Genomic DNA, 12947 nt, shown 5'->3' with positions numbered 1-12947 from the left:
AAATTCGATAGTTTTAAAATCAGTTTATTTCATACAACTAAAACGATATGTGTGAAGATTTATAATTAAATTTAACAATGTACGGTGTGATTATAACGCTAGTAAAAGTTTAAAACAAGGCTGTGAAATGAAGATTCTGATTAATACTCCTGATATTTCTATTTTAGGCGGAGTCGCAAACCATTACAAGGGACTAAAACCCTATTGGTCACAAAACGTAATATACAATTTCGTTGGTGGTCGTAAAGGTGTACCTGGTCCTATATGGTTGGTTTTTGATTATTTTGAATTTATATTTTTATGTGCTTTTGGTAAATATGACGCTATAATACTAAACCCTTCGTTGGGTAAAACAGCAATAAAAAGAGATATTTTATTTTTAAGGATTGCTAAGCGATTTAAAATTAAAACGATTGTTTTTTTTCATGGCTGGTCAAACGATATGGTTGGTGAATTAAATATAAATTCAAAATTTTTTAGTAGATCTTTTAATCAAGCAGATAACTTAATAGTTTTAGCTCATGCATTTAAAATGGATTTAATAAAATGGGGAATTACTAAGCCTATTTGTCTAGCAACAACTAAAGTAAATGATAACTTATTAAATCAATTCGATTTTAATTTAAAGGTATGGAATTATAATATTCTTTTTCTTACACGGATAGAAACCTACAAAGGCATATTTATAACGTTAGAAGCCTATTCAACTGTTAAATCTCAATTCTCTAAGGCAACACTTACAATCGCTGGTGAGGGTTCTAAATTGAACTTAGCAAAAAAGTTTGTGTTAGATAAAAACATTCAAGATGTTGTTTTTTTAGGTGATATTTCTGGTAATGATTTAATCGAAACGTTTTCTAAAGCTTCAATATATATTCTTCCTTCTCATAGTGAAGGTATGCCCACTTCTGTTCTTGAAGCTATGGCATTTGGTTTGCCTATTGTATCAAGACCTGTAGGAGGATTAATTGATTTTTTCGAAAAAAGTAAAATGGGGTATTTAATAGAAAGTCTGAATCCAGATGATTATGCTAAAAAACTCATACATTTACTCACAAATCCTCAAAAATGTAAGGAAATCGGATATTATAATCATAAATATTCTAAAGCAAATTTTATGGCATCAAAAGTAGCAATTGAAATTGAGAAAATATTATCCGATGTCTAAAACATCTAATTCCTTCATAAAACTCAAAGCCTACTGCGAAGCCGAAAACTTTAAAGGTTGGGATCCTTATGACGCTATGAATTCTAAAGTATTTCAAGCTTTACCATTTAAGCATTGGGATGTTGCACGATGGGCTTGGATTCAAGGCTTTAAAAAAAGTCCTGTAAACTTCAGAAAGCTATTATTAGTACCAAAAGGACATAATTCTAAAGGTGTTGGTCTCCTTTTATTGGGCTATTGTAAACTCTATAAAGTTGCTGAAAAAGGAAATGAAAATTTTGGTTCTAAAGAAAATATTTTAGAACATATCAATACACTAACACAATTGCTTTTAGATATGCAATCGGAAGGGTATTCTGGTGCATGTTGGGGCTATAATTTTGATTGGCAAGCGCGACGCTTATTTTTATTCAAAAAAAATACTCCAACTGTTGTCGCCACTTGTTTTTGTGTAGAAGCTTTAATTGAAAGCTATGAAATAACAAAAGATGCGTTTGTTTTGAAAATAGCATTGTCTGCTGCTGATTTTGTAATGAATGATTTATCGCGCACGCCATGTAAAGACGGTTTTTTGTTTTCTTACAGCGTTAATGATGGTAATAATACGGTTATTAATGCCTCATTATTGGGAGCTAAAATTTTGAGTTATTCTTACAAATACACAAAAAATAAATCTCATTTTGAAGCTTCTAAAAAGGCAGTTACAGCTGCATGTCAGTTGCAAGAAGAAGATGGGTCTTGGATCTACGGTTTGTTAAAAATACAATCATGGAAAGATAGTTTTCACACAGGGTTTAATTTAGATGCTATTGAAACGTACCAGAAAAACACAGAAGACGATTCTTTTCAAAAATATATAGATAAAGGTTGGTCTTATTACATAGATAACTTTTTTGAAGCTAATGGCATGCCGAAATATTATCATAATAAAACATACCCTATAGATATTCATTGTCCTGGGCAAGTAATGGTCACAGCCTCAAAACTGAATGTATTCAATAATCATAAAGTGTTATTTAGTAAAGTATTAAACTGGACGGTAGATAATATGCAACACAAAAATGGTTATTTCTATTATCAACTAAAGCGTGGTGTAAGTTCGAAAATATCTTATATGCGTTGGAGTAATGCCTTTATGTTTAATGCCATGGCTCATTATTTTTTTGAATCAGAAAACGCTGAAGATGAAATTTGAAATTTTAAATGGTGTCAAAACGTACGCTCCTAATTCTAGAGAACAGTTAATAAGTTATGCGGTAAAGCATCACAAAATTATGGTGGCTGTTAATGCAGAAAAAATATTACATGCTACGGATGAAAGTCGCACTATAATTAACAGAAATCTAGGTTATCCTGATGGTATCGGAGCCGTTTGGGCTTTGCAGAAAAAGGGCTATAAATCTACCGTTAAAATTCCAGGTTGTGAATTGTGGTTAGATGTCATCGAAACCTATTACAAGTCAAAATCATTTTATCTGGTTGGTGGTAAACAAGACGTTATCAATACCACTGTTCAAAAATTGAAATCAGACTTTGAAGGCATAACTATTTGTAACTACAGAGATGGTTACTTAAAGACTGATGACGAGATAGAAATGTTGATAGAAGATATTGTTAAACACAAACCAGATGTTGTTTTTATAGCAATGGGATCACCTAAGCAAGAATTGTTAATGGAACGTATTCAAAAACACCACATAGCAGTTTATCAAGGTCTTGGAGGAAGTTTTGATGTTTACACAAGTAATGTGAAGCGTGCTCCCCAATGGTGGGTAAAAAATAATTTAGAATGGGCTTATAGATTAGTGAAACAACCTTCTAGAATTAAACGCCAAATTCATTTGTTACGTTTTTTTATTAACTTACATTTAAACAAATATTAAAAGACTGCTAATTAATTTATTTTGTTATTAATCCACAATTTTGGGTATATAGCACGTTTGAGAATTTAATTTGTACATTAAACATTCCCTTAAAATGTTTTAAATTAACCCTAAATGATTAAAACATTATTCGATAATTTTTCACCAGAAAACAATGTTGTTGCGTGGTTAATCGCTGCATTTGTTTTGGGTTTTATTATTGCATTTCAAACCTTTCCGACGATACTATATGTTGCTAAACAAAAGCATCTTATGGATGAGCCAGATAGCCGTAGTTTGCATTCTAATAAAACACCAACTTTAGGAGGTGTAGGTATATTTTTTAGCTTAATTGTTGTAATGACATTAGTGGGTGCTTTTTTAAATACTAAAGTTTTACTTTTAATTATGGGTGGTTTAACCATCTTATTTTTCTTAGGTTTAAAAGATGATTTAACAGTACTATCAGCTGGGAAAAAATTTGGAGGTCAGTTATTAGCATCGGCTTTACTGATTATATTTACTGATACCAGAATTATTGGCTTTTCTACCATTTTAGATATAGACGTACTCCCGTATTGGCTTTCTATTATTTTTACCTTATTTGTGTATATTCTTATTATAAATGCTTACAATCTTATAGATGGAGTAGATGGACTAGCAGGTAGTTTTGCATTAGCTGTTAGTGGTACGTTTGTATATCTTTTTGTCAGTGCAAATGATCTAAGTTTAGCGACAATAGCCATAGCCTTAAGTGGAGCTTTAATCGCATTCTTAAGATTAAATTTTTCAAACAAGAATAAGATATTTATGGGTGATACAGGCTCAATGATTGTTGGATTTTTATTGGCTTTTTTCACAATTAGTTTTATTAATATGGCCCAAACAGATTTAGACTCTAATTACTACAGAGCTTCGCCAGCCTTAGCGTTCGCCTTGTTGTTTTATCCTTTAATTGATACGTTGCGTATATTCTTTATTAGAATTGTGATCCACAAAACAAGTCCATTTAAAGCAGATAGAAACCATATACATCATCGCTTTATCAACGTTGGTTTTAGTCATAAGGCTACAGCGTTAATTATTGTAGCAATTAACCTTGTTATCATAGCAATTGCATTTAATCTTTTACAACTTCATCTAAATAACCAAATCATTTGTTTGATGATTTATGGTTCCTTATTATATTATTTACCGTTTCTTTTTAAGAAAATATTGACATAGTACAAGTGCTTAATTATCTGTATTACTTTGCGATTACTGTAAATGCCATTATATTTGTTCTATATAAATGCAGTTAAATGAAATTGAAAATCAAGGGTTTATTATTGTTTGTACTGATTAGTTCTTGCACTTCTAAAAAAGATATATTATACATGCAAGATGCAGAAAGCTTAAATGGTAAAAAGTTGAGCTATTCTAATTCTACAATTCAACCTAACGATATTTTAAAAATTACTGTAGAAAGCGCTGTTCCAGAAGCCGCTCTTCTTTATAACAAAAACTTTTCGCAAGCAGTTCAGAATCAAAATATTCAATTACTACAATTAGATGGGTACTTGGTAAGCATAAAAAGTACAATTATATTTCCTGTTTTAGGCGAAATATCTACGGCTAATAAATCGACAGAGCAGTTAGCTATAGATATAAAAAACCTATTAAAATCAGGTGATCAATTAAACGATGCATCAGTTAATGTACGCCTTATAAATGCTAAGGTTACCATCTTAGGGGAAGTTAATCAACCAGGGACTTACAACTTTACAGAACAAAATATTACAGTATTACAAGCTTTAGGTTACGCTAATGATTTAACTATAAATGGAAAGCGTGATGATGTTTTAATAACGCGCGAAGTAGATGGCGTTAGAAAAATAACACATATCGATTTGACTTCGGTTGAATTTATGAATAGTGAATTCTATTTTATAAAACCTAATGATGTTATTGTTGTAAACCCAAATAACCCTCAGGTTAAAAGAGCCGGTTTTATTGGAGATGTTGGTACAGTATTAACAATAGCTTCTTTAGTATTAAGTATAACAATTTTATTGTCTCGATAATATGGATAGCTCTTTTAAGGATATTAAAGCGTTTATGGATGACGATAATAGTATTGACATAAAACGTGAAGTTACAAAATACCTCCGCTATTGGCCTTGGTTTGTTTTTACAGTTATTGTAACAGTAATTAGTGCTTATATTTATCTTAGATACGCTCCAAAAATTTATCAGACGACAGCTAAGATTAAAGTTTTAGATGAATCTGACGGTTTAGAGTTGCCAACATCAGCTTTTATTATAAAACGGAAGAACATTAATCTTGAAAATGAAATTGAGATTTTAACATCTTACCTTATTGTTGAGCGTGTTGTACGCAAATTGAATCTCAATACAAAATTTTATGAAGAAGGTACGATACAAACTTCACCATTAGAATTTCTACCATTCGAATTTGAGCAACTTATAAAATCAGATAGTATTATAAATAATTTGGGGTATAAGATTGTAGTTAGTAAGTCTAAGTTTACGGTTTCTAATATCAATTCAGAAAAAACTTATGATTTTCAAAACCATAATTCATACACTCAAGAGCATGGTTTACCATTTCAAATACGATATGATGCGTCAATGCCATTTGAAGAGATTGAGGACAAAACGTTTTTAGTTCATTTTCAATCTATTAAAAATGCCGCATTTGCTTTGAAAGCAAAAGTTGAGGTTGAAGCTATTGGTGATCAGAGTGATTTATTACAATTGAGTATAAAAGGGGAGAGTGTACAAATTTCTGAAAAAATAATTAATACACTTGTAGATACGTTTAATAAAGATGGTATTAAGGATAGGCAATTAGTGTCAAAACGAACTTTAGATTTTGTTGAAGATCGTTTTCGTTATTTAGCGCAAGAATTAGATTCTATTGAGGTAGGTCGTCAAGATTTTAAACAACGAAATAACGTTGTGGATTTAGCTGTTGATGCAGAAATAGGACTTGAGCAACGCACACAGTCTGGGGAAGAGGTTTTTAGAATTAATAGTCAATTAGCATTAGCTAAAGATTTAAACAATGCCATAACAAAAGACGCTAGCTATGGCTTAATACCTGCAGATATTGGTTTAGATAATAATAGCATAAATAACCTTATTAATGAATATAATTCTACAGTTTTAAGTTTAGATAAGCTTAAGAGTAGTGCTGGTAAAAATAACCCTTCTGTAAAATTAGCAGAAACAACAATATCCGTTTTAAAGAATAATATTAATAGATCTTTAAATGCTTATGTTAATCAGTTAAAAGGATCACAGTCACAACTACAATCGCGTAATAACAGATTTAGAGGACAGGTTTCTCAAATCCCGAAAAAAGAAAAATTATTATTAGCAATAAATCGTCAGCAAAAAATAAAAGAGAGTATTTATTTGTTATTATTACAAAAACGAGAAGAAGCTGCCATAAATTTAGCTATTACAGAGCCTAGTATTAAAGTTGTTGAGAATGCGTTGTCTGGTTCTCAGCCTATATCACCGAAGTCTAATATTGTTTATGCAGGCGCACTTTTAGGAGGTCTATTAATTCCTTTTGGTGTTTTGTACTTAATGTTTATGTTAGATACAAAACTGCACAGTAAGGAAGATATTACTGCTTTAAAAATAGATATACCAGTAATAGCAGAAATCCCAGAAATTAAGAAAGCAGATACAAAATTATTTGATGATCCAAATGATCGTTCTGTATTAGCAGAATCTTTTAGAATATTAAGTGCTAATGTAGATTACATATTACCTATTAAGAACCAAGAAAAAGAAAAAGGAAAAGTTATTTATTGTACGTCTACAATTAAGGGAGAGGGTAAAACTTATGTAAGCGTTAATTTATCTTTAGCGTTATCTAGTATTAATAAAAAGGTATTGTTAATTGGTACAGATTTAAGAAACCCTCAAATACATAATCATATAAAACAAGATAAGCAAAAACCAGGTTTATCTAATTATTTACATGATGTTAATTATAATTGGAGAGATGCTTTAATTTCAGGTTTCGAAAAACACCCCAATCACCATATTATACTTTCAGGTAGTATTCCACCAAATCCAGCAAATCTCTTAACTAACGGTCGTTTTAAAGATTTAATAGAAGAAGCAAAACAAGATTACGACTATATTATAGTAGATACAGCTCCTACTATATTAGTTACAGATACAATGCTAATCTCTCAATTAGCAGATGCTACAATTTACATAGTACGTGCTAATTTTACTGAAAAGAACTTACTAAATTATTCTAAAGACTTACATGAAACGGGTAAGCTTAAAAACATGGCCTATGTAGTCAATGGAGTAGGTGCTAGTAAATCTTATGGTTATAGCTATAATTATGGCTATGGCTACGGCTATGGTGCTAAGGCTTGATTTATAAGTGAACTTCTTTATATCAACATGACTTTTATCATATGATATGTAGATGATATCTCGTAATTTTAATATTGAATTTAAAATCTTCATATTATGAAACAGAGAGCACCAGTAAGCACTATAATGTCTAAAGAACTTATAGCCCTTAATAGAACAGATGATTTAGAGCGTGCAGAATTATTATTTAAACGTCATAAAATTAGACATATTCCCGTAGTATCTGGAGACGTTATTATTGGTATGTTAAGTTATACTGACTTACTACGTATTAGTTTTGCTGACGCAGTTGACGAGTCTGAGAAAGATGTAGACACCTTAGTCTACAATATGTTTACAATTGATCAGGTTATGGTTAAAAACGTAACTACAGTAGATTCACAAACCTCAATTAAACAGGTCGCTAAAATTCTAGCTATAAAAGAGTTTCATGCTTTGCCAGTTGTAGATGATGGAATTTTGGTAGGAATAGTTACTACTACAGATCTTATCAATTATTTGATTGACCAATACTAAATAAAAAACCGCCAAATTGCGGTTTTTTATTATGAATTAGCTAAGTTTTTTAAATCCTTAATTGTTTCTATTTGATTATCACTTTTAAATACGTGACTACCTGCTACGAAAGTATCAGCACCTGCTTCAACAAGTTTTTTAATATTTTTATCAGTTACACCTCCGTCAATTTCTATTCGTGTGTCTAAACCTTGGTCATCAATCATTTTACGAAGATTTTTTACCCGCTTATAGGTGATATCTTCAAACTTTTGACCTCCAAAACCAGGATTTATAGACATTAATAAAATCATATAGCATTCAGGAAGTATATCTTCTAAAACAGTAAGTGGAGTCGTAATATTTAAAACGATACCTGCTTTACATCCAGCATCTTTAATTTGTCTTAATGTTCTGTGTAAATGTACTGTAGATTCATAATGTACAGTTATAATATCTGCACCAACTTTGGCAAACTCTTCAATATAGCGCTCAGGCTTTTCAATCATTAAATGGACGTCTAATGGTTTTGTAGCATGCTTTTTAATTGCAGCAATAATAGGCATGCCGTAAGATATGTTTGGCACAAAGTGGCCATCCATAACATCGATGTGAAACCAATCAGCATCACTGTTATTTACCATTTCTGTATCACGTTGAAGATTGCCGAAATCGGCAGCTAACATTGAGGGTGCAATTAATTTTGAAGCCATTTTTTAAGTTTTTAATTGTAATAACAAAGGTAAATAAAAAATGAAGTTTCTTTAGTTTTTGAAGCCTTAAGATATTATAAAAAGTGAACCCACGGTAATCAGCCGTGGGTTCTTTCATCAATCAAAAAACGAACAGTTATGTTTTGTAACTGTTGTTGCCTTTATTGGTTTGGTCGTTAAATATACAAAAACCTAACCTAAATATGTCTTTAATATCTTACTTCGTGAGGTATGCTTTAACCTACGAATTGCTTTTTCTTTAATTTGTCTTACACGTTCGCGTGTTAAATCGAATGTTTCTCCAATTTCTTCTAAGGTCATTGGGTGTTCGCTTGCTAAACCAAAATACAAACGAATAACATCTGCTTCACGAGGTGTTAAAGTTTCTAACGCACGCTCTATTTCTGTGCGTAAAGATTCATGTAATAAGTCTCTATCAGGATTTGGTGACTCACCACTACGTAAAACATCGTATAAGTTAGAGTCTTCACCTTCAACTAAAGGTGCATCCATACTTACGTGGCGACCAGAATTTTTTAATGACTCCTTAACATCGTTAATGGTCATATCTAATTCTTTAGCGATTTCTTCTGGTGAAGGTGGTCGCTCATGGCTTTGCTCTAAAAAGGCAAAGGTTTTATTTATTTTGTTAATAGACCCAATCTTGTTTAACGGTAAACGTACAATACGAGACTGCTCTGCTAATGCTTGTAAGATAGATTGTCTAATCCACCAAACAGCATAAGATATAAATTTGAAACCACGAGTTTCATCAAAACGTTGACCAGCTTTAATTAAACCTAGGTTACCTTCATTAATTAAATCTGGTAATGTTAACCCTTGGTTTTGGTATTGTTTTGCTACAGATACAACAAAACGCAGGTTAGCTTTAGTTAATTTCTCTAAAGCAAGTTGATCACCAGCTTTAATACGTTGCGCTAATTCTACTTCTTCATCTGCAGTAATAAGATCTACTTTGCCAATTTCTTGCAAATATTTATCCAATGATGCAGTTTCCCTATTGGTAACCTGCTTGGTAATTTTAAGTTGTCTCATTTAATTTTAGGATTTGTGCAATGTCTCAGCAACAACATGCTGCTTTTATTATACGTACAAAAACATTAAAATGTTACAAGCAATATAATTTTTTTGTGTAATTATTTAAAATCAAAGACTTGTGTGGCCTAAATTAATTGATAAAGTGGAATTATTCTATTAAAAAAGTAAATTTTAAGAAGATTTAGTGTTTTTAATTAAACATGAAAATTTAGATATTTAAAAAACAATTAGCGTGTTTTTTTATTTGTCATATACGCATGTTGTGCTTTCGTTATTCTCTTTCGCTTAATTCGTTTTCTATTAAAATCATTAAACCCTTAATTTCTTCATCGAGATTTTCTCTAAAATCAATTGCATCTTGGGTAAATGATAATTTCATGCCTAGTAGATTTCTTATTCTTTTAACTCCTAGTAACTGGTAATAATTATTTTTTGACTCATTTTCAATATTAATATTTGGAACGTTAGATTTTAATAAAGGAATAAAATTAATATCTTTTTCCAATATATTATCTACACGGATTTGATGTACGCTCAATCTGTCGTCAAGAGCATTTCTGAGTTTATTTAGGCGAAATTCCAATTCCGTAAACTTTTCATTTATTTTTTGATTCTTAATTAAGCTCAATTTATTAGTGCTTTTTAAATTATTATATGCGTTAAAAGTTGGCAGGTCGCTATATAAGTCCCAAACTGCACTTTTAAAAATTGAATCAGGAATTATTTGAGAGGTGAGTTTAGCATTATTAGAAGCAATACCAAGAATTCGTATCAGACTTTGTTTTAGTGCAATTTCATCAGAGATTAATAATTCAGATTGTGTTTTTGACAGATTTAAATTTTCTAATAAACTTGACAAAATTGCTTTTTCTTCAATAGAATATTTTCTGTTTTCGTTCCAATTATTAATTGATAGCGCAATTAAAATTCCGATTACGACGAGCACAATTTCACCAATGGCGTATTTAAGGTATTTGCCTGTTTTACCTGCTTCCATAAGGTTGTAGCGTATTCTTCTAAAGAATTTTATCATTTGGTTAGTGGTTGGTCATAATGAAACACAACGTTTGGTATATGGTTTTTTACTAAGCACTAAGATAGTAAAAAGGGACTGCGTGAAAGAAATTCGTCAGAATTTTCATGGTAATCATTAAACAGATTCTAGCAACAAATTATATACTGTTAGCCAACGTATTTATTTCGTTTGCTCTTTGATCCAATCAGTAATTAATTGAAGAACTGCTGGCGAAATAGTTTGTTCTATTTGAGAATATTCACTTAATGCGCCAGTTTTGCATTCTTGAAATAGATGATTTAAATTTTCTAATTCAATAGTTTTTGCATTATTATTTCCATTTTCTTCTAATATTTTTTTAATTGCTCCTAAATTTTCTTTTGCGGGAACTTGAAAATCTTTACTCCCATTTAGAGCTAATACTGCACATTTAACTTTAGATAGATAAATAATTGGTTTAGATTTAATTAGACTTACTATTTCATATCCAGTTATTTGATTAACCAGCGCGTTTTTTTGATTTTTAGGCAATAGATTGCCATACTTATTAGTATAGAAAGAATTTAAAGAATCTTTTAAAGTGGTAGTGTCTAAATCTGAATTAACAATAATATCATAAGCACCTTTAACTAAATCTTGCCCTTGTGCTATTTGCATTTCGTTTAATCCCATAATTCTTTCGAGTGCTGCTTTTTGTGAAAGCATTAGTTTATCTCCATTAATTCCAGGTCCTGCTAAAAGAACAATATAATTTACATCAGTATTTTCTGACGCAACTTTAGGTGCTATAATGCCACCAATACTGTGACCAATTAAACCTATTTTTGAAGAATTAATGTCATCTCTATTTTTTAAATAATTTATCGCAGAATTTATGTCAGATGAGAAATCTTTAATCGTGGCAGTTTTAAAATCGCCTTCTGATTTTCCAACACCTCTTTCATCAAACCTCAATACTCCAACACCATTTTTTGTTAGAAAGTCTGCTATTACTAAATATGGTTTATGACCGAACATTTCGCCATCTCTATTTTGTGGGCCACTTCCACTAATAATTATTGCAACAGGAAAATTCCCTTTTTCCTTAGGTAAAGTTAATGTTCCCGATAACGTTATCTTAGCCTTTTCATTTAGGAAAGTCAAATCTTCGGAATAGTAATCAAAAGGTGTTTTAGGTTCTTGAGGTCTATTGATTTCTATTTTACCTTTTTTTATATTCATAGGGAAAGTGTTTCCGGCAAGGCTTATTTTACCAGTAATTTCATTTAGTTGATTTAAACGGCCTTGATATTCCATTTTTAAAGCTGGATGAGAAATAGTTAGAGCAGAATCGAGAAAAGTAGTCATCTCCACTTTTGTATTAATCAGACCTTGCTTTGGCACGTTCATAGTTGTTTTATAGTTATCTCCATTCTTAACTAAGTTAAAGCCAAAGTCTAATTCAGTCCCTTGTATTTCTAATATTCCAATCCAATTACCAGATATATCCTGAGCAAATGAGTTTATGGAAAAAATAGATAAAGCTAAAATTATAAATAATTTATTCATTGATTTGTTCTTTTTTGATTGTGTATTCATACGTTGATTAACGTGTTATATAGTAACGTTTATTACTCATATCTTTTAAATAGGTTAGGATAAAGTAAGTCTTATGTTACTATTATCCCATATAGATAATTTTTTAATAAAGGGAAAATACTTTTGGCAATAGTTGTATGTAAGTCCTTTACCGTTTTTTTGACCTTAAAATTTAAATCATTAGGTTTAAAATTATGATTTTCTATAAATATATAAAAAAAAGCCTGTTTCAAATTTTGAAACAGGCTTTAGTAAATTTATAGATTCAAAAAGAATTATTCTTCTTTTTTATCTTCTCTTGGTTTGCGATCATCACGACGATTATCACGTCCACGATTATCTCTACTACCTCTGTTATCACGTCCGCTAGGACGTTTATCATCTCTTGGTGGTCTTGCAACATAACCTTCTGGTTTTGGCAAGATTGCTTTACGAGATACTTTCTCTTTACGCGTTCTTGGATCTTGTCCAAAATACTTCACATCAAATACATCTCCCATGTTAACCACATCAGATACATTTTCAGTACGTTCCCAAGCTAATTCACTTACGTGTAATAAGACTTCGTTTCCTGGAGCATCCATATATTCTACAACCGCACCAAAATCTAACATCTTAATAACTTTTACTTCGTAAACGCTACCAAC

12 protein-coding genes are annotated in these 12947 nt (G+C 30.9%); 7 read left to right on the top strand and 5 right to left on the bottom strand.

Features of this window, described 5'->3' with window-relative positions; translation table 11 throughout:
- The first annotated feature begins 127 nt into the window (after positions 1-127).
- The 7 genes from B2U95_RS05530 (at position 128) to B2U95_RS05500 (ending at position 7956) form a co-directional block, all read left to right on the top strand.
- Positions 128-1168: a glycosyltransferase family 4 protein gene (locus tag B2U95_RS05530; RefSeq protein WP_296313620.1), complete on the top strand. Its 1041-nt coding sequence runs from the start codon at positions 128-130 to the stop codon at positions 1166-1168.
- Positions 1161-2363: a delta-aminolevulinic acid dehydratase gene (locus B2U95_RS05525; protein ID WP_296313619.1), complete on the top strand. Its 1203-nt coding sequence runs from the start codon at positions 1161-1163 to the stop codon at positions 2361-2363. Before B2U95_RS05530 ends, B2U95_RS05525 begins: the two co-directional genes overlap by 8 nt.
- Complete coding sequence (locus tag B2U95_RS05520) at positions 2353-3051, top strand: WecB/TagA/CpsF family glycosyltransferase (RefSeq protein WP_296313616.1); 699 nt, start codon at positions 2353-2355, stop codon at positions 3049-3051. Before B2U95_RS05525 ends, B2U95_RS05520 begins: the two co-directional genes overlap by 11 nt.
- 114 nt (positions 3052-3165) lie before the next feature.
- The gene (locus B2U95_RS05515) at positions 3166-4254 is read left to right on the top strand and encodes an MraY family glycosyltransferase (RefSeq protein ID WP_296313615.1); all 1089 of its coding nucleotides are present in this window, start codon (positions 3166-3168) and stop codon (positions 4252-4254) included.
- Between the two features lie 77 nt (positions 4255-4331).
- On the top strand, positions 4332-5093 hold the full coding sequence (locus B2U95_RS05510; protein WP_296313614.1) for a polysaccharide biosynthesis/export family protein: 762 nt from the start codon (positions 4332-4334) through the stop codon (positions 5091-5093).
- Position 5094: 1 nt separating this feature from the next.
- Positions 5095-7440 (top strand): GumC family protein, encoded by a 2346-nt coding sequence (locus B2U95_RS05505; protein ID WP_296313612.1) that lies wholly within the window; start codon positions 5095-5097, stop codon positions 7438-7440.
- Positions 7441-7536: 96 nt separating this feature from the next.
- The gene (locus tag B2U95_RS05500) at positions 7537-7956 is read left to right on the top strand and encodes a CBS domain-containing protein (protein ID WP_296313609.1); all 420 of its coding nucleotides are present in this window, start codon (positions 7537-7539) and stop codon (positions 7954-7956) included.
- Positions 7957-7985: 29 nt separating this feature from the next.
- Here the strand turns inward: B2U95_RS05500 and rpe are convergent, their stop codons facing one another.
- From rpe to B2U95_RS05475, 5 genes are all read right to left on the bottom strand, one after another.
- On the bottom strand, positions 7986-8648 hold the full coding sequence (rpe, locus tag B2U95_RS05495) for a ribulose-phosphate 3-epimerase (protein WP_296313607.1): 663 nt from the start codon (positions 8646-8648) through the stop codon (positions 7986-7988).
- A gap of 192 nt (positions 8649-8840) precedes the next feature.
- Positions 8841-9704, bottom strand: a complete 864-nt coding sequence (locus tag B2U95_RS05490; protein WP_296313606.1) for a sigma-70 family RNA polymerase sigma factor — start codon at positions 9702-9704, stop codon at positions 8841-8843.
- A gap of 274 nt (positions 9705-9978) precedes the next feature.
- Positions 9979-10740 carry a DUF6090 family protein gene (locus tag B2U95_RS05485; RefSeq protein ID WP_296313604.1) on the bottom strand — a complete coding sequence of 254 codons (762 nt, stop codon included), beginning with the start codon at positions 10738-10740 and terminating at the stop codon, positions 9979-9981.
- Positions 10741-10902: 162 nt separating this feature from the next.
- Positions 10903-12270 carry an alpha/beta hydrolase family protein gene (locus B2U95_RS05480; RefSeq protein ID WP_296313603.1) on the bottom strand — a complete coding sequence of 456 codons (1368 nt, stop codon included), beginning with the start codon at positions 12268-12270 and terminating at the stop codon, positions 10903-10905.
- A gap of 305 nt (positions 12271-12575) precedes the next feature.
- A partial coding sequence (locus tag B2U95_RS05475; RefSeq protein WP_296313601.1) for a S1 RNA-binding domain-containing protein occupies positions 12576-12947 on the bottom strand: 372 nt, incomplete at its 5' end.

Origin of the sequence: Winogradskyella sp. UBA3174 (assembly GCF_002364335.1) — a bacterium.
Lineage (GTDB): Bacteria > Bacteroidota > Bacteroidia > Flavobacteriales > Flavobacteriaceae > Winogradskyella.
The sequence above is the reverse complement of the archived record's forward strand: the minus strand, read 5'-3'. Positions and strand labels throughout refer to the sequence as shown.